Raw genomic sequence first — 21,378 nt, 5'->3', positions numbered from 1 at the left:
CGAGGAGGTTTGGATGCAGGTAAGATTGGAAAATACAGAGTCTCATAAATCGCAAATAATAGGAGACTTGATTCGCTCCTATAATCGTTCCAAAAGAGAAGTTGCTGAAAGTGAGCCACTTAATCTGTATATTGAAGATGAACATGGTGAGATCATGGCTGGATTAGTAGCAGAGACTTTCGGGAATTGGTTAGAAATTGAGTATTTGTTTGTGAAGGAGGACTTGCGAGGGCAAGGAATCGGCTCCCAACTATTGCAGCAAGCAGAAAGTGAAGCTAAAAAGAGAAACTGTCGCTTTGCTTTTGTGAATACCTATCAGTTTCAAGCACCAGGCTTTTATCAAAAGCAAGGCTACAAGGAAGTTTTTACCTTAAAAGATTATCCCTACACTGGACAAAGGCACTATTATCAAAAAGATTTGTAAACAGAAAACTCTCTATCATGTAAGTGGTAGAGTTTTTTTGTAAAAAAAATCTCACAAAATGACAGATATATATTGCATAATGTAAAATATATGATATAATAAAGTTGAAAAAAGAAGCGCAACTTTTAAAATAAAGGAGGAGGTAACAAGTGGCTAAGAATTTAAAATTAAAGTTAGCTCGAGTGGAGCTTGACATGACACAAGGTGATTTGGCAGAAGCTGTGGGTGTCACTCGGCAGACTATCGGCTTGATAGAAGCTGGCAAGTACAATCCTTCGCTTTCACTTTGCCAATCCATTTGCAGGTGCTTAGGGAAAACGCTGGATCAATTATTTTGGGAGGAAGAAGATGAAAAATAAATTTTTTTATTATCAATTATTGGATGAAAGAGAAGAACAACTGATGAATAAAGCAGGAGCAGAAAGTTTCCATATCACTATCGTTTTTTTGCTTTTATCTTATATCATTGCAATATTAGCACCAAGTCTTTTTAATCCGACTATGATTCTCATCATTAACATTATTGGACTTTTTTACTTCTTCAACCGGGCGAGAAACCTCGGTGCGACCTACTATAGTCGTTTTCATTTTACGATTTTGGGATGTCTATTAATGACACTACTAATCACAACTATTATAATGTTGCAAAACTACCAGTTCAATATAGAGATTTATCAGCACAATCCATTAAACTTCAAATACCTTTTTGCTTGGTGCTTTACCTATCTCTTTTATCTTCCTTGGGTCTTTATTGGTAATCTCGGCCTTAAGAGTTATGGAGAATGGGCTCAGAAAAAGTTTGAGCGGGATATGGATGAACTTGAGAGTATGGAATAGCTTGTTAGCTTTTTCTCCATCTTGGTAAAATGTGTTATAATAGTACTAATTTATGAGAAAAGAAGAAAATATTTTCTTCTTTTTACAAATAAGGAAGAAGGACAGTATATGTACCCAGATGACAGTTTAACATTGCACACAGATTTGTATCAGATTAACATGATGCAAGTTTACTTCGACCAAGGAATTCATAACAAGAAAGCAGTTTTTGAAGTTTATTTCCGCCAACAACCGTTTAAAAATGGTTATGCTGTTTTTGCAGGTTTGGAACGAATTGTGAACTACCTAGAAAACCTGCGCTTTTCTGATAGTGATATAGCTTATTTGGAATCACTTGGTTATCATGGCGCTTTCTTGGAATATCTGCGTAATCTCAAGTTGGAATTGACTGTGCGTTCTGCTCAAGAAGGGGACTTAGTATTTGCTAATGAACCGATCGTTCAAGTGGAAGGACCTTTGGCGCAGTGTCAATTGGTTGAAACAGCTCTTTTAAATATTGTTAATTTTCAAACCTTGATTGCGACCAAGGCTGCTCGTATTCGCTCGGTCATTGAAGATGAGCCTTTGATGGAGTTCGGTACACGTCGTGCGCAAGAGATGGATGCAGCTATCTGGGGAACACGTGCGGCTGTTATTGGTGGTGCCAATGGAACTAGTAATGTACGTGCAGGTAAGCTCTTTGGTATTCCGGTTTTAGGAACTCATGCTCATGCTTTAGTTCAAGTTTATGGCAATGATTATCAGGCTTTCAAGGCTTATGCCTCAACTCACCGTGATTGTGTCTTTCTTGTAGATACTTATGATACTCTTCGTATCGGTGTTCCTGCTGCCATTCAGGTTGCAAGTGAATTAGGTGACAAGATTAACTTTAAGGGAGTTCGTATTGACTCTGGTGATATCGCCTATATTTCTAAAAAAGTTCGTCAACAACTGGACGAGGCAGGATTTACTGATGCTAAGATTTATGCATCCAATGACCTTGATGAAAATACCATCCTTAACCTCAAAATGCAAAAAGCTAAGATTGATGTTTGGGGTGTAGGAACTAAGCTCATTACAGCCTATGACCAACCAGCTCTAGGAGCAGTTTATAAGGTTGTTGCCATTGAAGATGAAAATGGTCAGATGCGCAATACTATCAAACTCTCTAGCAATGCTGAAAAAGTTTCAACTCCAGGTAAGAAACAAGTTTGGCGCATTACCAGTCGTGAAAAAGGAAAATCTGAAGGTGATTATATTACCTATGACGGCGTTGATGTGTCAAGTATGACTGAACTCAAGATGTTCCACCCAACCTATACTTACATCAAGAAAACTGTCCGCAATTTTGATGCAGTTCCTCTCTTGGTAGACATTTTTAAGGAAGGTAAGCTAGTCTATGATTTACCAAGTCTTCCTGAAATTCAGGCCTATGCTCGTAAGGAATTTGATAAGCTTTGGGACGAATACAAACGTGTTCTTAACCCACAACATTATCCAGTAGACTTAGCGCATGATATTTGGCAAGATAAGATGGACTTGATTGATAAGATGCGTAAGGAAGCTCTGGGCGAAGGAGAAGAAGAATGAGTTTGCAAGAGACCATTATCCAACAACTAGGCGTTAAACCAGTCATTGATGCCCGAGAAGAAATCCGTCGTTCCATTGACTTTTTGAAAAAATACCTTAAAAAACATCCTTTTCTTAAAAGTTTTGTATTAGGAATTTCTGGTGGTCAAGACTCGACTTTAGCTGGTCGCCTTGCTCAACTAGCTATGGAAGAAATGCGAGCTGAAACCGGTGATGATTCTTATAAATTTATAGCAGTTCGCCTGCCTTATGGAATTCAAGCAGATGAGGATGATGCCCAAAAGGCCCTAGCTTTTATCAAGCCAGATGTGAGTTTGGTGGTCAATATCAAGGATTCTGTAGATGCAATGGCAGCGGCAGTAGAGGCTACTGGTAGTCCAATGTCAGACTTTAATAAAGGGAATATCAAGGCTAGAAGCAGGATGATTGCCCAATATGCACTCGCAGGAGCTCATAGTGGAGCAGTTATTGGTACTGACCATGCTGCAGAAAATGTCACAGGTTTCTTTACCAAGTTCGGTGACGGCGGTGCAGATATTCTTCCTCTCTATCGCCTCAATAAACGTCAAGGAAAACAACTATTGAAGGAGCTCGGAGCTGATCCTGCTCTCTATGAAAAAGTACCGATTGCCGATCTAGAAGAAGAGAAACCAGGATTGGCAGATGAAGTTGCACTCGGTGTAACCTACGCAGAGATTGATGACTATCTGGAAGGTAAACAAATCAGCCCAGAAGCCCAAGAAATCATTGAAAAATGGTGGTACAAAGGCCAACACAAACGCCACCTACCAATCACAGTGTTTGATACGTTTTGGGAGTAAAAACCTCCGGGGGAGGTTTTTACCCCGAGTCTAGAAACAGGAGAACGAGGCAGGTCGGTAACTCGAAGAGATCGATTTCGTAGTCTCACCCCCGCAAGCCAGACAGCTACTGCGTCATGAAATTAGAGGAAACTGTTGTTTTCTCAATGTTTATGAGTAAAGTGTTTTTACCCTGATCTTAGAAATACAAAAGCGAAGAAGGTCCGGAGGACCTTTTTCACTTTATAACTTGAAATAGGAGACTGAGATAGGTCAATGCAAGTTTGAGCCCATCCATAAAATAGAAAGAGAGTTAGCATCATGAAAGCACTATGTACACAACCAATAGAAACTGAACGATTGATACTGAGGAGATTTGTGGAAGGTGATGCTCAAGCCATGTTTGAGAATTGGGCTTCTCGTCTAGATAATCTAACCTATGTGACTTGGAATCCACACCTGAATGTCGAACAGACTCGAAACTCTATTGGCAATTGGGTAGCATCCTATGACAATCCTAACTATTACAAATGGGCCATTTGTCTCAAAGAAAATCCAGACTATGTCATTGGAGATATTAGTCTGGTCAGTATGGATGAAGAAAAATCTAGCTGTGAGATTGGATATATCTTAGGGATGGACTACTGGGGACGAGGACTCATGACAGAAGCTTTGAAGGCAGTTTTATCATACTGTCTAGATGAGATTGGATTTAAAGAGGTTGATGCTTGCTATGCAAGTTTAAATCCAGTATCTGGTCGTGTTATGGAAAAGGCGGGTATGACTTTTTGGAAGACGATTCCAAATGCAGTTGAACGAAAAGGTTATATAGCTGATAAAATTTATTATCAAATCAAAAAATAAGATGGAAAAGAATAACTTTTCCATCTTATTTTTTATAATTTACTTTTTAGTCAAAATAAAGCAGATCTTTGCTGGTACTTGTAAAGAGGTCGAAGCCATCCTTCGTAACAACACCGCAGTCCTCGATGCGGACCCCGACTTTACCAGGGATGTAGATACCAGGCTCAACTGAGAAGCACATGCCTTCTTCGATAACCATGTCGTTTCCTTCCATGATTGAAGGGAATTCGTGGACATCCATACCGATACCGTGACCGAGACGGTGGTTGAAGTACTCACCGTAGCCAGCTTTTTCGATTACTTCACGAGCAGCTCGGTCTACTTCATGAGCAGTCACACCAGGTTTGATAAAGTCAAGGGCAGCTTGTTGAGCTTCTAGAGTCAAGTTGTAAATATCTTTCTTGAATTGGTCAGGTTTTCCAACAGCGACTGTACGAGTCATATCTGATGCATAACCATTCACCATCACACCGAGGTCAAAGAGGAGAAGTGCATTGTTTTCGACCTTGTTGGCTCCAGGAATACCATGTGGATTCGCAGCATTATCACCAGTCAAAACCATGGTGTCGAAGCTCATTTCATAGCCTTCACGTTTCATAGCAAAATCGATTTGCGCAATGATATCAGTTTCCGTATTATCAAGAGAGATATTGTCAAAACCAACTTTAACAGACTTGTCGGCGTAAACACCTGCAACCATCATCTTTTGCACTTCGTCAGCTGATTTAATCAAGCGCATACGTTGGATCAATGGAGTCAAGTTATCAAACTCAGCAGTTTCAAAGACAGTTTTCAAACCGTGGTATTTAGTCAAGATGAGATTGTCAAACTCAACTGCTACACGTTTGAAATCAAGCTGTGGAAGAGCATTTTGAATTTTCTTCCAAGGGTTTTCAGAGTCCACGTAGCCAACTACTGGGAAAGAGACAGTGCTAGTCGCACGTTCAACCTCAAGTGCTGGAACGAAGAGAAGCGGTTCTTGGTTTCCAAGGACAAAGAGGAACATTTGACGTTCGTGTGGATCACTGTAAAAGCCAGTGAGGTAATTAATTGTGACGGGGTCAGATACGACAGCGACGTCTAGCTTTTCTGATTCAAGATAAGTTAAGATTTGTTGTAATTTAGACATATGCTACCTTCTTTCTACCCCTCTATTTTTGCAAAAATTAGGAGAAAATGCAAGGAAGAAGGAGAAAAGAACCTAAAAAAATTCCAACAGCTAATGGCATGTTGGAATTTAAATATTAATTGAAGTCTGCCTTGCTTTTAACATCGCTATATTCTTCAGCGATTTCTTGGCTGAGAATATCCTCATAAGTTGGTAGAACAATGTCCTGACCATATTTTTTCTTGAGGGCAGTAGTGACCAAACGGTAGGCTAGATTTGCATTACGGGATAAAATAGGTCCGTGGAAATAAGAACCGAAAACATTTTTATAGTGAACACCTTCACCGACCTTTTCTTCGTTGTTGCCATTTCCGTAAACAACCTGCCCTAATGGTTTTTGGTCATCTGAGAGGAAGGTGCGGCCTTGGTGGTTTTCAAAACCATAGTAGGTTTCATCGAATTCTTTGTTATGAATTTTAATGTCACCAATGAATCGGTTATTGGTTTGGTTGAGTGTGTAATGTCCCATGACACCGAGACCTTCGATGCGTCTTCCAGAAGCTTCAATATAGTATTGGCCTAATAGCTGGAAGCCACCACAGATAGCAAGAACGACACCATCATTTTGGATAAAGTTATCAATATTATCTTTTTTATCGGGTAGATCACCAGCAATGATACTTTGTTCAAAGTCTTGGCCACCACCGAAAAAGGCAATATCGTAGTGATGTTCATCGAACTCATCGTGGAGAGAAACGATATCAACTGTTACATGTGCCCCTAGCTTTTCAGCGACGTACTTGAGCATGAGGATATTCCCATTATCTCCGTAGGTGTTCATGAGATTCCCATAGAGGTGGGCAATATTTAGTTGGTAAGGATAATTGCCGTCTTTTGAGGAAAGTGAAGTATAAACCATTAGTTCATCTCCTTTCTAACAAGTTGACGATTGGCTAGCAATTCTCGGAATTCTAGCATAGCCGTATATGTCGCAAGGATATAGGCATGCTTGCAGTCTTGAGCTTCAATTGTTTTAAGAACTTGTTCCAGGCTACTTGTTTCAGTGATCTTGTCAGCTGGGTAGCCAGTAACACGTAGACGACGAGCAATTTCAGAATGACGAACTCCACCTGCATTGATTTCAGGAATGTCCATATCCGTAATTTGCTCAAAGTCAGCATCCCAAATCCAGCTGGTATCAATCCCATCAGCATAGTTAGCATTGAGGAGAACAGATAGACTAAATGGGTAAGGAGCTAGCTTGATCATTTCGATGGCCTGGGTAGCACCAACAGGATTTTTAATAAGAACCAGTGTGCATTCCTTGTCACCGATATGGAAGGTTTCTTGTCGTCCAAAGACAGCACGACTCTTATCAAATCCTTGTTTAATCAGTTGAGAATCAGCGCCTAGGTAACGGGCGATAGCAACTGCAGCCAGAGCATTGTAGATGTTGTAGAGACCACCTATTTGAATACCATATTCCTGACCGTCAATAACAAAACGAGAACGATTGTTAGTCAACTCAACCAATTCTGTCAAACGGTAGTCCAAGTCAGGACGTTTACATCCACAATTCTCACAGATATAAGCTCCCAAGTTGGCATATGTATTTAGCTCATATTTTAAAATACTTTGACATTCAGGGCAGAGAATACCTTCAGTATTGTAGTGAGCAAGTTGCGCTGGACCTTTTTCTAGATCAAAACCAAAATACTGAACAGGATTTGAAATTGCAGGCTTGTAAAAAAGCGGACTATCACCGTTCAGCAGGACAGTAGCAGTAGGAACTTTTCGAATAGCGTCCAAAATCATGTTGTAGGTCGTATAGATCTCACCGTATCGGTCCATCTGATCGCGGAAGATATTAGTGATAACGAAAAGACTAGGCTGGATATAGTCACAGATATGTGAGAGACTAGCTTCGTCGATTTCAAGTACTGCTATATTTTTTCCAGTTTTTGAAGATTTTGCAGTCAAGAAAGTAGTCGTGATTCCTGTTATCATGTTGGCACCACTAGGATTAGTTAAAACTTGACCATAAATTTCCTTTAGGATACCGACAGTGAGAGCGGTCGTCAAGGTTTTTCCATTGGTACCAGTTACCACAACAATCTCGTAGTTTTTCGCTAAATTTTGTAGAATATCTTTATCAAATTGAAGGGCGAGTTTTCCAGGCAGCGTACTTCCACGGCCAAGACGGCTCAAAATAAAGTGAGAAGAACGCCCAGCAAGAAGGCCCAAAGTAGTTTTTAATTTCATGTTTCTATTATATCATAAATGCTGGAAAAGACAGATTTGAGATTTTAGAAAAAGAAAAACAGCCCGCTATCGGACTGCTTTCTATAATTAAATCGCAAACAAGTCATTCAAGTTTTCAGCCAATGTTGGGTGAGTGAAGATTTGTTTTGTGAAGTAAGTGTATGGGATATTGTTGTCCATAGCAACAGTAATAATGTTGATGATTTCTTGTGATCCTTCTGAAAAGATAGTTGCACCTAGAATTTCTTTAGTTTCAGTGTTGACAACAGCTTTGAAGGCTCCACGAAGATCACCATTTACATGACCACGAGGCATAGTAGCAACAGGGATTTCTTTAACAGCGTATGGAAGTTTCAAATCAGCTGCTTGGCTTTCAGTCAAACCAACTTGTGAAAGTGCTGGTGTGATGAACATGGTGTTTGGAACATTGAGACGGTCTTCAAGTGTGTAACTGCCATCACCAGCAAGGTAGCTGAAGACAACACGGAAGTCATCTAGTGAAATGTAGGTAAATTGAAGTCCACCGTTGACATCTCCAACGGCAAAGACACCAGGAACGTTTGTTTGACAATGTTTGTCCACCTTGATAGCACCACGTTCAGTTAGTTGAATATCCGTATTTTCAAGATGAAGTGGCTCTACATTTGGTTTACGTCCAGTTGCGTAGAGAAGGGTGTCAAAACGGTAGGTTTCATTCTCTGTCACGACAAGAACTTGATCACCATCGTTTTTGATTTCAGTAGTATGGATATTTTGAAGCAGTTCAATGCCGTCTTCTTCCATGTATTGTTTAGCAAGAGCAGCAATAGAAGGTTCTGCGCGAGGTAGGAAAGTATCTAGAGCATCTAGGACTGTTACCTTGCTTCCAAGTTTATTGTAGAGACCAGCAAACTCAAGACCGATATTTCCACCACCAAGGATTCCGAGTTTTTCTGGTAATTGTTCCAAGTTTTGGATACCAGTTGAATCAAAGACATTCTTGCTAGTAGATAGTCCTGGAATAGGCAAAACGTTTGAAACAGCACCAGTGTTGATGACGATTGTTTCAGCAGTTAGTTCTTGTTTTTCATCACCAACTTGAATTTCGATGACTTTATTAGACACAAAGTGGGCTTCAGCATCAATGATATCAACTCCAGTACCAGCAATCGTAGCATAGTTTTTACCATTGAGGCGGCTCGTAATTGTATTTTTTGTTGCCATAACCTCGTCAAATGACAAGTCCTTTTCTGCGGCAACTAACAAGGTTTTAGTTGGAATACAACCGATGTTGATACAAGTTCCACCGTACATAGCCTTGTTGCGCTCGATAAGGGCAACTTTTTTACCAGCTGAAGCTAGTTTCCCAGCAAGCGTCTTACCTGCCTTACCAAATCCAATGACAATTAAATCGTATGTTAACATTTTTAAATCCTCCTGTTTGATTTCATTCTAGCACAAGAAAAAAATTTTTTCACAATTCTGCTACGGGAAAAAATATTGGACTAATTTAGTCTCACGAAAGCTTTTGAGAATTAAGTTCAAAAAATAGAAAAATCGTTTACATGATTTAATCAAGTGGTTAGACTATCTTTTGGCCCTCTCTTATGTTATACTAGATAAGTTGCAAAGAAAGCAGTACTTTTCTTTAGTGGAAAAGAAGCAACACGGTCTTTCATAAAAACTGAAAGTACGTCATGACAAGAAAAGTATAAACTAAGCGCTATAGGATGGCTTCGCACCATCTTTAGAAAGAAGAATAACGTGAAATTTAATGAATTTAACTTATCTGCCGACCTTTTAGCAGAAGTTGAAAAAGCAGGATTTGTAGAAGCAAGTCCTATCCAAGAGCAAACCATTCCTTTGGCTCTTGAAGGAAAAGATGTTATCGGTCAAGCACAGACTGGTACAGGGAAAACAGCAGCCTTTGGCTTGCCAACCCTTGAAAAAATTCGAACAGAAGAAGCAACTATCCAAGCTTTGGTGATTGCGCCAACTCGTGAACTGGCAGTTCAAAGCCAAGAAGAGCTTTTCCGCTTTGGTAGAAGCAAGGGTGTAAAAGTTCGTTCAGTCTATGGTGGTTCAAGCATTGAAAAACAAATCAAGGCTCTTAAATCAGGTGCTCATATCGTAGTAGGAACACCAGGGCGTCTTTTGGACTTGATTAAACGCAAGGCTTTGAAATTACATGATATTGAAACCTTGATTTTAGATGAAGCAGATGAAATGCTGAACATGGGATTCCTTGAAGATATCGAAGCAATCATCTCTCGTGTACCAGAAAATCGTCAAACCTTGCTCTTTTCAGCGACTATGCCAGATGCTATCAAACGTATTGGTGTTCAGTTCATGAAAGAACCTGAGCATGTGAAGATTGCTGCTAAAGAATTAACAACAGAATTAGTAGACCAGTACTATATCCGTGTTAAAGAACAAGAAAAATTCGATACCATGACTCGTCTTATGGATGTTGATCAACCTGAGTTATCAATCGTTTTTGGTCGTACCAAACGTCGTGTAGACGAGTTAACTCGTGGGCTTAAAATTCGTGGTTTCCGTGCAGAAGGTATTCATGGAGATTTGGATCAAAACAAACGTCTTCGTGTCCTTCGTGATTTTAAAAATGGCAATCTTGATGTCCTCGTTGCAACAGACGTGGCTGCTCGTGGTTTGGATATTTCAGGTGTGACTCATGTCTACAACTACGATATCCCACAAGACCCTGAGAGTTATGTTCACCGTATTGGTCGTACAGGACGTGCAGGTAAGTCAGGTCAGTCTATTACCTTCGTTTCACCAAATGAAATGGGTTATCTACAAATCATTGAGAACTTAACTAAGAAACGCATGAAAGGTCTTAAACCTGCAAGTGCAGAAGAAGCCTTCCAAGCTAAGAAGCAAGTAGCTCTTAAGAAAATTGAACGTGATTTTGCGAATGAGGAGATTCGTAGCAACTTTGAGAAGTTTGGCAAGGATGCTCGTCAATTGGCCTCAGAATTCAGCCCAGAAGAATTGGCCATGTATATCCTCAGCTTAACAGTTCAAGACCCAGATAGTCTTCCTGAGGTTGAGATTGCACGTGAAAAACCCTTACCATTTAAACCATCTGGTGGTGGCTACGGTGGCAAAGGCAAGGGTGGTCGAGGAGGCCGTCGTGGAGATGACCGTCGAGACCGTGATCGCCGTGGCAATGGACGTCGTGATGACTATCGTAAAGGTGGACGTTCAAAGGATCGCTTTGATAAAGAAAAGCGTTACCGCAAGGATACTAAAAAACCACGCAATACTTCAAGCGAGAAGAAAACAGGCTTTGTTATTCGTAACAAAGGAGATAAATAACAAAAAAAGCGGTTCACTGAGGTGGATCGCTTTTATATATAAGGAGACCGAGAGTCATATGAAAAAGTAATACGAGAAGTTTGTATTTATATATTTGTTATCTTGTAATATTATTCTATCAAAAAATCAGGAAGCTGTCAATAAGAAAATTATAAAAAATAGGAAAAATTTTCGAATACACTTGAATTGCAATTCAATAAACAATTTTCAGATAATTGTTGAAAAAGTCAGAATTTTATGATATAATGAAAGCGATTATATGCGAGGTAAAAAATGGCACATTTATTAGAAAAAACAAGAAAAATCACATCAATTTTAAAGCGTTCGGATGAGCAATTACAAGATGAGCTTCCTTATAATGCCATTACACGTCAATTAGCAGATATTATTGACTGTAACGCTTGTATTGTGAATAGCAAGGGTCGTTTGTTGGGCTACTTTATGCGCTACAAAACTAATAATGACCGAGTAGAGCAATTCTTCCAATCAAAGACTTTCCCGGAAGATTATGTGCAAGGTGCGAACATGATCTACGATACGGAGGCTAATCTTCCAGTTGAGCATGATTTGACAATTTTCCCAACTGAGAGTCGTTCTGATTTCCCAGATGGTTTGACAACGATTGCTCCAATCCATGTCTCTGGTATTCGCTTGGGTTCATTGATTATTTGGCGCAATGATAAAAAGTTTGAAGAAGATGATTTGATTCTGGTTGAGATTGCCAGTACAGTAGTAGGAATTCAACTCTTGAACTTCCAACGTGAAGAAGATGAGAAAAATATTCGTCGTCGTACGGCTGTAACTATGGCGGTCAATACACTTTCTTACTCTGAACTTAGAGCAGTATCGGCTATTCTAGCTGAATTAAATGGTAATGAAGGTCAATTAACAGCTTCAGTCATTGCTGACCGTATCGGTATCACTCGTTCTGTAATTGTTAATGCCCTTCGTAAACTCGAATCTGCAGGGATTATTGAGAGTCGTTCTCTTGGTATGAAAGGAACTTATCTCAAAGTTCTCATTCCAGATATTTTTGAAGAAGTGAAAAAGAGGGACTATTAATGGCTAAGGCTTTAATTTCTATTGACTATACAGAAGATTTTGTAGCGGACCATGGGAAACTGACTGCGGGAGCTCCAGCTCAAGCAATATCTGATGATATATATGGGGTGACCCAAAAGGCTTTTGAACGTGGAGATTATATCTTTTTTACCATCGATGCTCATGAAGAAAATGATGTTTTTCATCCTGAAAGTAAGCTGTTCCCGCCTCATAATATTATTGGGACTAGTGGACGAAACTTGTATGGCAAGTTAGCAGACTTTTATCATGAGCATGCTGATGATAGTCGTATTTTCTGGATGGACAAACGTCACTATTCGGCCTTTTCTGGAACAGATTTGGATATCCGTCTCAGAGAGCGTAGAGTAGATACAGTCATTTTGACAGGAGTTCTTACAGATATCTGTGTCTTGCATACAGCCATTGATGCTTATAATCTTGGTTATCAGATAGAAGTTGTGAAACCAGCAGTTGCATCCATTTGGCCTGAAAATCATGCCTTTGCACTTGGACATTTTAAGAATACACTTGGTGCGAAATTGGTTGATGAAAATTTGCTTGAAATTACAGAATAATACATTGCAAGATGAAAAAATCTGAAAAAAGTCTTGACAATTTTTTTCAAAGTTGATATACTAGTAAAGTAATCGACGCGGGGATGGCGGAATTGGCAGACGCGCAGGACTAAGGATCCTGTGACCGCTTTAGGTCGTGAGGGTTCAAGTCCCTCTCTCCGCATAGTAGTGAGCTAGCTTTGGCTAGCTTTTTATTTTTCATCAAAAAGAGCAAAAATATTTTTGCTTTTTTTTTGGTATTTCATAAACATTTCATATTTGAATATTATAATGGTTTTACAAATATGGAGGTGCTATATGAATCCCACTCAAAGAGCTTGGGCTTACGTCAGCAGAAAACGACTGAGAAGTCTCATATTATTCTTGATTCTATTTGTTTTATTAGCTGGAATATCGGCTTGTTTGACGCTCATGAAGTCCAACAAAACAGTAGAGAATAATCTCTATCGCTCATTGAATACATCTTTTTCGATTAAAAGAATAGAAGCAGAACAGACCTTTCAACTGTCTCAACTAGATGACCTTAAAAAAATAAAGGGTCTTGAGGAGATTTTCCCAGAGCTTGAGACAATAGCTAAGTTGACTGACAAAGAAGTGGTTACTGGAGAACAAAGTATCCAAAGGGATGATTTGACAGAGGCTGAAAAAAATCTTATCACTTTGATTGCTTTGGAAGATTCTTCCAAGGATGTTTCTTTTACAAGTTCCGCCTTTACCCTTAAGGAAGGAAGACATCTACAAAAAGGAGATAACCAGAAAATATTAGTCCACGAGGAATTGGCTAAGAAGAATAACCTAAAACTTGGGGATAAGATTAGCTTAAATCCTGCTCAAGTCGAAGAAAATAGTGGACAAAGGCTAGACTATGAAATCGTAGGTATTTTCTCAGGTAAGAAGCAAGAGAAATTCACTGGTCTTTCGTCAGATTTTAGTGAAAACACGGTCTATACAGACTACGAAAGTAGCCAAACTCTTCTTGGAAATAAGGAAGATCAAGTAACTACTGCTCGTTTCTATCTAGAAAATCCAAAAGATATGGATAGTATCATTCAAGAAGTTGAAAAGTTATCTCTGGAAACGAAAGGTTATCAAGTTGAAAAGGAAAATAAGGCTTTTGAACAAATCAAGGATTCAGTTTCGACCTTCCAAACCTTCCTACAGATTTTCCTCTATGGCATTATGATTGCTGGTGTAGGAGCGCTGATCTTGGTCTTGTCACTTTGGTTACGAGAGCGAGTCTACGAGGTTGGTATTTTATTGGCACTAGGTAAAGGGAAAATAGCAATCTTTAGCCAATTCTGTCTGGAAGTCATCCTAGTTTCATTGGCATCTATTCTGCCGGCATTTGTGGCTGGAAATGCCATTACTTCCTATCTCTTGAAGACTGTACTAGCAAGCGGCGACCAAGCTGCACTACAAGATACGCTAGCAAAAGCAACGAACCTTTCAACAAGTCTTCTATCATTTGGAGAATCTTATATCTTCCTACTTATCATTAGTTGCTTGTCAGTTGCACTTTGTTTCCTATTTTTATTTAGAAAATCACCGAAAGAAATTTTATCATCTATCAGTTAATAAAGGAGAAATTATGACTTTACTACAATTACAAGATCTTACTTATCGTTACAAGAACACTGCAGAAGCAGTATTATATAAAATCAATTACGATTTTGAACCTGGTAAGTTTTATAGTATTATCGGAGAATCAGGAGCTGGGAAGTCAACACTCTTATCTCTATTAGCAGGACTTGATAGCCCTGTCGAAGGAGCTATCTTATTCGAAGGCAAGGATATTCGTGAACAAGGTTATTCTTATCATCGCATGCACCATATCTCTTTGGTTTTCCAAAACTATAACTTGATTGATTATCTTTCTCCATTGGAAAATATCCGCTTGGTTAATAAAAAAGCTAGCAAGGATACCCTTCTTGAACTTGGTTTAGATGAAAGTCAAATCAAGAGGAATGTTCTCCAATTATCAGGTGGACAGCAACAACGTGTTGCCATTGCTCGTAGCCTTGTATCTGAAGCACCAGTGATTTTAGCGGATGAACCAACAGGAAACTTGGATCCTAAGACTGCTGGGGATATCATCGATTTGCTCAAATCTCTCGCTGAGAAAACAGGTAAGTGTGTGATCGTTGTGACCCACAGCAAGGAAGTAGCACAGGCGTCAGATATTACACTTGAATTGAAGGATAAGAAACTGACTGAAACAAGAAAAAATAGTAACTAAAACATTTAAATATATTAAAAACTGAAGTAAATCTAGAAAGGAATCTTATGTTACACAACGCATTTGCCTATGTCACAAGAAAATTTTTCAAGTCTATTGTGATCTTTCTTATCATTCTCTTGATGGCTAGTTTGAGTTTGGTCGGCTTGTCTATCAAGGGAGCAACAGCCAAGGCTTCTCAAGAAACCTTTAAAAATATCACCAATAGTTTCTCCATGCAAATCAACCGCAGGGTCAACCAAGGAACTCCACGTGGTGCGGGGAATATTAAGGGTGAAGATATTAAAAAAATTACCGAGAATAAGGCCATTGAATCCTACATCAAACGGATTAATGCTATCGGTGATTTGACAGGCTATGAACTGATTGAAACGCCTGAAACCAAGAAAAATCTAACTGCAGATCGAGCTCAACGTTTTGGAAGTAGCTTGATGATAACAGGAGTTAATGATTCTTCTAAAGAAGACAAGTTTGTGTCAGGCTCTTACAAACTGGTCGAAGGAGAACATTTAACAAACGATGACAAATACCAAATTCTCATGCACAAAGACTTGGCTGCTAAACATGGCTGGAAGGTAGGGGACAAGGTCAAACTAGACTCAAATATCTACGATGCAGATAATGAAAAAGGTGCCAAGGAAACAGTAGAAGTAACGATCAAAGGACTCTTTGATGGACATAACAAATCTGCTGTGACCTATTCACAAGAACTTTATGAGAATACAGCTATCACAGATATTCACACAGCTGCCCAACTCTATGGTTATACAGAAGATACAGCTATTTATGGAGATGCTACCTTCTTTGTAGCTGGAGATAAGAACCTAGATAGTGTTATGCAAGAATTAGGGTCGATCAACGGTATCAACTGGAAGATGTATAGCTTGATTAAGAGTTCATCTAACTATCCTGCCCTTGAACAATCTATTTCAGGCATGTACAAGATGGCTAATCTTCTCTTCTGGGGTAGCTTGAGCTTCTCAGTCCTCCTGCTTGCTCTCTTACTGACACTATGGATTAACGCCCGTCGTAAAGAGGTTGGAATTCTCCTTTCAATAGGTCTAAAACAAGCAAGTATTCTAGGACAATTTATCACAGAAGCAGTTATGATTGCAATTCCAGCACTAATTTCAGCTTATTTCCTAGCCAACTATACTGCTCGTACTATTGGAAATACAGTACTTGCAAATGTCACATCAGATGTGGCTAAGCAGGCTAGTAAGGCAGCCCAAGCCTCTAATCTTGGTGGTGGTGCAGAAGTTGACGGCTTTAGCAAGACACTTTCAAGTCTGGATATTTCCATTCAACCTTCTGACTTTGCTATCATCTTTGTACTTGGCTTGGTTCTAGTAGTACTAGTTATGGCACTTGCTTCAAGTAATCTCCTCTTTAAACAACCAAAAGAACTTTTGATAGATAGTGAATAAAAAACATGCTACCTATTCTCATTCAAATGAGATATAATATAGGTAGCATTTTTGATAGAAAAGGATTTATATGAAAATTCTAATTGTAGAAGATGAAGACATGATCCGTGAGGGAATTAGTGATTATTTGACGGATTGTGGCTATGAAACCATTCAGGCAGCAGATGGCCTTGAGGCTTTAAAACAATTTTCCAATCACCAAGTTGCCTTGGTTCTCTTAGATATTCAAATGCCGAAACTCAATGGTTTAGAGGTTTTGTCAGAAATCCGTAAAAGCAGTCAAGTTCCGGTCTTGATGTTGACAGCCTTTCAGGACGAAGAATATAAGATGAGTGCCTTTGCTGCATTAGCAGATGGATATTTGGAAAAGCCTTTTTCCCTATCTTTATTAAAGGTACGAGTGGATGCCATCTTTAAGCGTTATTATGATACTGGTCGTATTTTTACCTATAGGGACACCCAGGTAGACTTTGACAGTTATAGCGCTAAAGTAGCAGGTCAAGAAGTTGCAGTGAATGCAAAAGAACTAGAAATTTTAGACTATCTGGTTAAAAATGAAGGTCGAGCCTTAACACGGTCGCAGATTATCGATGCTGTATGGAAGATGACAGATGAGGTTCCTTTTGACAGAGTGATCGATGTCTATATCAAGGAATTACGGAAAAAATTGGATTTAGACTGTATTCTTACCGTGCGCAATGTTGGTTATAAATTGGAGAGAAAATGAGACGTTCAGGTTTATTTAAAAAAATTTTTATCTATACCTTCTCGGTATTTTCTACCTTGGTCATTTGTTTGCATTTGGCCATCTATTTCCTCTTTCCTCCGACCTATCTCAGTCATCGTCAGGAGAGCATAGGGCAAAAGGCTACAGAAATTGCCCAGTCTCTCCAAGGCAAAGATAGTCAAGCTATTCAGGAAGTCCTTGAACTTTATTCTAAAAGCAGTGATATTAAGGGAGCTGTTAAGGGAGAGATGACTCAGGATAAGTTGGAAGTCAATGATAATCTTCCCGTTGATAAACAACGACAAACGGCCTCCTTGGTTATTGAGGAAAGAGAAGTTCAAACTAAGGATGGTCAGACGATGACCTTACAGTTTTTAGCTTCTATGGATTTGCAGAAAGAAGCAGAAGACATCAGTCTTCAATTTCTGCCTTATACTTTATTAGCGTCTTTCATCATTTCGCTCCTCATCGCCTTTATCTATGCTAGAACCATTGTTGCTCCTATTTTGGAAATCAAACGAGTGACTCGACGGATGATGGATTTGGATGCAGAAGTGAGGTTGCGCGTGGATTCTAAGGATGAAATTGGCGATCTTAAAGAACAAATCAACAGCCTTTATCAGCATCTCTTGACGGTCATTGCAGACTTGCATGAAAAGAACGAGGCCATCCTCCAGCTGGAAAAGATGAAGGTTGAGTTTTTGCGAGGTGCTTCCCATGAACTGAAAACACCTCTAGCTAGTCTAAAGATTCTTCTGGAGAATATGAAAGCCAATATTGGACGCTATAAGGATCGGGACCATTATCTGGGAGTTTCTTTGGGTATCGTGGATGATTTGACTCACCATGTCCAGCAAATCTTATCCCTTTCTTCAGTGCAAGAATTGCGAGATAAGAAAGAAAAAATCAACCTTCTTGAAATGACAGATTTTCTCTTAAAGGATTATGATTTATTAGCCAAAGAGAGGGAAATTTCAGTTGTGAATCAACTGACTGACCAACAAACTTATCTAAATCCTTCGGTACTAAAGCTGATTCTTTCCAATCTTATCAGTAATGCTGTGAAACACTCTGTTCAAGGAGGTTATTTAAAAATTGGGACAGAAGATGGCTGGGTTTTCATTGAGAACGCCTGTACTCCTGAGGAGCAAGATAAATTTGAACAATCCTTTGCGGTTTCTAGTCGACAAAGTAAGGGAGCTGGTTTGGGACTATTCGTAGTTAAAAGTTTATTGGAAAACGAAGAAATTGACTATCGATTTGAACGCTATGAAGACCACTTAGCCTTTTATATGAACCTACCCAAAGACCTTTAAGATTAGGACTTTGAGGAGAGTTACATATTTTAAGATAGAAGAAATTCAATTCAAACTACAGGAAAAACTAGATTTTTTTGTCAAAAAGTGATAAAATGAACAATGTAAATGGGATATCCCATAAAAATATACAGGAGGCCTGATAAAATGGCAATCGTTTCAGCAGAAAAATTTGTCCAAGCAGCTCGTGACAACGGTTATGCAGTTGGTGGATTTAACACAAACAACCTTGAGTGGACTCAAGCTATCTTGCGCGCAGCAGAAGCTAAAAAAGCTCCAGTTTTGATCCAAACTTCAATGGGTGCTGCTAAATACATGGGTGGTTACAAAGTTGCTCGCAACTTGATCGCTAACCTTGTAGAATCAATGGGTATCACTGTACCAGTAGCTATCCACCTTGACCACGGTCACTACGAAGATGCACTTGAGTGTATCGAAGTTGGTTACACTTCAATCATGTTTGACGGTTCACACCTTCCAGTTGAAGAAAACCTTAAATTGGCTAAAGACGTAGTTGAAAAAGCACACGCTAAAGGTATCTCAGTAGAAGCTGAAGTTGGTACTATCGGTGGTGAAGAAGACGGAATCATCGGTAAAGGTGAATTGGCTCCAATCGAAGACGCTAAAGCAATGGTTGCAACTGGTATTGACTTCTTGGCAGCTGGTATTGGTAACATCCACGGTCCTTACCCAGCAAACTGGGAAGGTCTTGACCTTGACCACTTGCAAAAATTGACAGAAGCTCTTCCAGGCTTCCCAATCGTATTGCACGGTGGATCAGGTATTCCTGATGAACAAATCCAAGCAGCTATCAAACTTGGTGTTGCTAAAGTTAACGTTAACACTGAATGCCAAATCGCATTCGCTAACGCAACTCGTAAATTTGCTCGTGACTACGAAGCAAACGAAGCAGAATACGACAAGAAGAAACTCTTCGACCCACGTAAATTCTTGGCTGACGGTGTAAAAGCTATCCAAGCATCAGTTGAAGAACGTATCGACGTATTCGGTTCAGAAGGTAAAGCTTAATCTAGCTGAACTATACTAAATGAAACCCGCCTGTGAAGGTGGGTTTTTTGTGTTGCTTTTATAGAGAATATACTTAAGACTACTATATACTAAGTTGCTAAAAGAGTCTAATTTGTGTACAATAATGCTATGAAAATACTGAAAAAATCAGCCCTTGTCCTTCTTAGTTTCCTTATCTTGTTTTTAGTAGGGACATTTATCTTTCATCGTATCAGCTTAGAAAAGGAACAAGCCTCTCTAATTCCTATGAGTAAAACTGTTCTCGTTAATGGGCACAAAATCAATGTTTACGTTGAGGGGGATGGTCCAGAGACAATAGTAGTTCTATCAGGTGCTGGAATTGCTTCTCCAATATTGGACTTTAAGAATGTGTCGGATTCCTTATCAAAAAAATATAAGGTAGTCATCGTGGAGCGGGCTGGCTATGGTTATAGCGAGGATAGTAATCAATCCAGAGATGTGATGGAAGTTTTGTCTGAGACACGTCAAGCTCTATCACAAGAAAATATATCAGGACCTTTTATCATTCTGTCTCATTCCATGGCTAGTCTTGAAAGTCTGGCTTGGCAGGAAAAGTATCCTGATGAAGTGAAAGCCTTGGTTGGTCTGGATTGGGCATTACCAGCAAGTTATGAGGATTTAAAGGATAATCAGGCCTTGCTTACTGTGGCTTATTGGAGCAGTAAGATTGGCTTATTACGCTATTTTCCTGAGTCCTTTTATATAAAAAATCCAACTCTGACTGAAACTGAACGACAACAATATAAATTACTAGCATATAAGCAGTTGATGTCACAAGCCATGCTTCATGAATCCCGTTTGGCAAAGGAAAATGCTAAGAAAGTTCCATCTAGCATTAATCCGAAAATTCCAGCCTTATTACTGGTTTCTAACGGTGAAGGCACGACCTTTAGCCAATCAGAATGGCAGCATTATGCAGAGAGATTTGCAAGCGACCAGTCTAATGTTCAAGTCATCTATATGGATGCACCTCACGAACTTTATCATTATCAAAGTCATGAAATAGTTTCTCAGATTGAAGATTTTTTAAAGAGTCATTGATGGTTTAGAGATCATTTTAATTTTAGACTGATGACAATAATTGAAAGGTAATGACTTATGAATAATTCTTATATTTTACTTAGACATGCTCATTCAAAATTTTCAAGTGATGATTTTAATAGAACTTTGTCAGAAAAAGGATTTTCATCTCTTGACCAGTTAGAGTTTTTGAATTCTTTTAATATTGATCATTATTTTTCTAGTCCTTATAAACGAGCATTTGAAACGATTAATAGCTCGCCAATTCAATTTGATAAAATAGTTCTTGATAATCGGTTACGAGAGCGAAAATTATCTTCAACCTTTATAAAAGATTCTGAGTTTGAAGACAGTATTAAATATTTATGGCAAAATCCCAGTGAATCTCTTTCAGGAGGGGAATCAAATCAAGATGCACTAGCTAGAGTACTAAATTTTTTAATGGAATTGGAAGAGAGATACTCAGAAAAAACGATTTTACTTAGTTCACACGGGAATTTGATAGGAATACTACTACATCACTTTGATTCCAGTTTTGATTATGAAAAATGGGAGCAGATGACCTTTCCAGATTGTTTTCTAATTGATAGAAATGGGATTGTGAAAAGAATTATGAAAGATTAGTTCTTTGATTAAATAGTGATTCATATGGATCAAAATAGTTTGCTTTTTTACAATTCGTAGCCTGCCCCTAATGGCAGTTTTTTTGGATGTTTTAAGGAAACTAATAAACATAATTTTGATTAAAAGTATTATTTTAAGAGAGAAATCTCTAATTTCATA

General features: G+C 38.9%; 21 protein-coding genes and 1 tRNA gene. 18 read left to right on the top strand and 4 right to left on the bottom strand.

The window, feature by feature from the left end; translation table 11 throughout:
* The first annotated feature begins 13 nt into the window (after window positions 1-13).
* From ACLNCS_RS01215 to ACLNCS_RS01190, 6 genes are all read left to right on the top strand, one after another.
* Entirely contained in the window at window positions 14-424 is a 411-nt protein-coding gene (locus ACLNCS_RS01215; RefSeq protein ID WP_053092435.1) for a GNAT family N-acetyltransferase, read from the top strand.
* 149 nt (window positions 425-573) lie between these two features.
* Window positions 574-783, top strand: coding sequence for a helix-turn-helix transcriptional regulator (locus ACLNCS_RS01210; RefSeq protein ID WP_001107501.1), 210 nt, complete (start codon window positions 574-576; stop codon window positions 781-783).
* Window positions 773-1,261: a DUF6773 family protein gene (locus ACLNCS_RS01205; protein WP_049495669.1), complete on the top strand. Its 489-nt coding sequence runs from the start codon at window positions 773-775 to the stop codon at window positions 1,259-1,261. Before ACLNCS_RS01210 ends, ACLNCS_RS01205 begins: the two co-directional genes overlap by 11 nt.
* A gap of 108 nt (window positions 1,262-1,369) precedes the next feature.
* The gene (locus ACLNCS_RS01200) at window positions 1,370-2,830 is read left to right on the top strand and encodes a nicotinate phosphoribosyltransferase (RefSeq protein ID WP_049495666.1); all 1,461 of its coding nucleotides are present in this window, start codon (window positions 1,370-1,372) and stop codon (window positions 2,828-2,830) included.
* Entirely contained in the window at window positions 2,827-3,651 is an 825-nt protein-coding gene (nadE, locus tag ACLNCS_RS01195; protein ID WP_049495662.1) for an ammonia-dependent NAD(+) synthetase, read from the top strand. Before ACLNCS_RS01200 ends, nadE begins: the two co-directional genes overlap by 4 nt.
* 300 nt (window positions 3,652-3,951) lie before the next feature.
* Window positions 3,952-4,494 carry a GNAT family N-acetyltransferase gene (locus ACLNCS_RS01190; RefSeq protein WP_424846816.1) on the top strand — a complete coding sequence of 181 codons (543 nt, stop codon included), beginning with the start codon at window positions 3,952-3,954 and terminating at the stop codon, window positions 4,492-4,494.
* A 46-nt stretch (window positions 4,495-4,540) separates the two neighbouring features.
* On the opposite strand, the gene ACLNCS_RS01185 is transcribed toward ACLNCS_RS01190, so the two are convergent.
* The 4 genes from ACLNCS_RS01185 to ACLNCS_RS01170 all read right to left on the bottom strand — a co-directional run bounded on the left by ACLNCS_RS01185 (window position 4,541) and on the right by ACLNCS_RS01170 (window position 9,268).
* Window positions 4,541-5,623 carry a M24 family metallopeptidase gene (locus tag ACLNCS_RS01185; protein WP_061862860.1) on the bottom strand — a complete coding sequence of 361 codons (1,083 nt, stop codon included), beginning with the start codon at window positions 5,621-5,623 and terminating at the stop codon, window positions 4,541-4,543.
* Between the two features lie 115 nt (window positions 5,624-5,738).
* Entirely contained in the window at window positions 5,739-6,521 is a 783-nt protein-coding gene (gene gatD / locus ACLNCS_RS01180) for a lipid II isoglutaminyl synthase subunit GatD (protein WP_424846814.1), read from the bottom strand.
* Entirely contained in the window at window positions 6,521-7,864 is a 1,344-nt protein-coding gene (murT, locus tag ACLNCS_RS01175; protein ID WP_074324624.1) for a lipid II isoglutaminyl synthase subunit MurT, read from the bottom strand. Before murT ends, gatD begins: the two co-directional genes overlap by 1 nt.
* An 87-nt stretch (window positions 7,865-7,951) precedes the next feature.
* Complete coding sequence (locus tag ACLNCS_RS01170; RefSeq protein WP_424846811.1) at window positions 7,952-9,268, bottom strand: FAD-containing oxidoreductase; 1,317 nt, start codon at window positions 9,266-9,268, stop codon at window positions 7,952-7,954.
* A gap of 339 nt (window positions 9,269-9,607) precedes the next feature.
* On the opposite strand from ACLNCS_RS01170, the gene ACLNCS_RS01165 reads away from it, so the two are divergent.
* The 12 genes from ACLNCS_RS01165 to ACLNCS_RS01110 all read left to right on the top strand — a co-directional run bounded on the left by ACLNCS_RS01165 (window position 9,608) and on the right by ACLNCS_RS01110 (window position 21,219).
* Window positions 9,608-11,182 (top strand): DEAD/DEAH box helicase, encoded by a 1,575-nt coding sequence (locus ACLNCS_RS01165; RefSeq protein WP_424846809.1) that lies wholly within the window; start codon window positions 9,608-9,610, stop codon window positions 11,180-11,182.
* A gap of 273 nt (window positions 11,183-11,455) precedes the next feature.
* Window positions 11,456-12,244, top strand: coding sequence for a GTP-sensing pleiotropic transcriptional regulator CodY (gene codY, locus ACLNCS_RS01160; RefSeq protein ID WP_424846807.1), 789 nt, complete (start codon window positions 11,456-11,458; stop codon window positions 12,242-12,244).
* Window positions 12,244-12,819, top strand: coding sequence for a cysteine hydrolase family protein (locus ACLNCS_RS01155; RefSeq protein WP_424846805.1), 576 nt, complete (start codon window positions 12,244-12,246; stop codon window positions 12,817-12,819). The genes codY and ACLNCS_RS01155 overlap by 1 nt, the downstream gene beginning before the upstream one ends.
* A 77-nt stretch (window positions 12,820-12,896) precedes the next feature.
* Window positions 12,897-12,982, top strand: a tRNA-Leu gene (locus ACLNCS_RS01150).
* A gap of 134 nt (window positions 12,983-13,116) precedes the next feature.
* Window positions 13,117-14,394 (top strand): ABC transporter permease, encoded by a 1,278-nt coding sequence (locus ACLNCS_RS01145; RefSeq protein ID WP_424846803.1) that lies wholly within the window; start codon window positions 13,117-13,119, stop codon window positions 14,392-14,394.
* Between the two features lie 13 nt (window positions 14,395-14,407).
* On the top strand, window positions 14,408-15,055 hold the full coding sequence (gene vex2 / locus ACLNCS_RS01140; RefSeq protein ID WP_004252438.1) for an ABC transporter ATP-binding subunit Vex2: 648 nt from the start codon (window positions 14,408-14,410) through the stop codon (window positions 15,053-15,055).
* A gap of 47 nt (window positions 15,056-15,102) precedes the next feature.
* Window positions 15,103-16,482 carry an ABC transporter permease subunit Vex3 gene (gene vex3, locus ACLNCS_RS01135; protein ID WP_424846800.1) on the top strand — a complete coding sequence of 460 codons (1,380 nt, stop codon included), beginning with the start codon at window positions 15,103-15,105 and terminating at the stop codon, window positions 16,480-16,482.
* A 70-nt stretch (window positions 16,483-16,552) separates the two neighbouring features.
* Window positions 16,553-17,209, top strand: coding sequence for a response regulator transcription factor VncR (vncR, locus tag ACLNCS_RS01130; protein ID WP_006148163.1), 657 nt, complete (start codon window positions 16,553-16,555; stop codon window positions 17,207-17,209).
* Complete coding sequence (vncS, locus tag ACLNCS_RS01125) at window positions 17,206-18,525, top strand: sensor histidine kinase VncS (protein ID WP_424846798.1); 1,320 nt, start codon at window positions 17,206-17,208, stop codon at window positions 18,523-18,525. Before vncR ends, vncS begins: the two co-directional genes overlap by 4 nt.
* 147 nt (window positions 18,526-18,672) lie before the next feature.
* Window positions 18,673-19,554 (top strand): class II fructose-bisphosphate aldolase, encoded by an 882-nt coding sequence (locus ACLNCS_RS01120; protein ID WP_033688381.1) that lies wholly within the window; start codon window positions 18,673-18,675, stop codon window positions 19,552-19,554.
* A 129-nt stretch (window positions 19,555-19,683) separates the two neighbouring features.
* Window positions 19,684-20,616, top strand: coding sequence for an alpha/beta fold hydrolase (locus tag ACLNCS_RS01115; RefSeq protein ID WP_424846795.1), 933 nt, complete (start codon window positions 19,684-19,686; stop codon window positions 20,614-20,616).
* A 57-nt stretch (window positions 20,617-20,673) separates the two neighbouring features.
* A complete protein-coding gene (locus ACLNCS_RS01110) occupies window positions 20,674-21,219 on the top strand; it encodes a histidine phosphatase family protein (protein WP_036753482.1) in 546 nt (181 codons plus the stop codon).
* Window positions 21,220-21,378: the final 159 nt, after the last annotated feature.

It is taken from the genome of Streptococcus sp. CL9.43 (genome assembly GCF_049737935.1).
Lineage (GTDB): Bacteria > Bacillota > Bacilli > Lactobacillales > Streptococcaceae > Streptococcus > Streptococcus infantis_I.
This window is presented reverse-complemented; position numbering and strand designations above follow the sequence as displayed.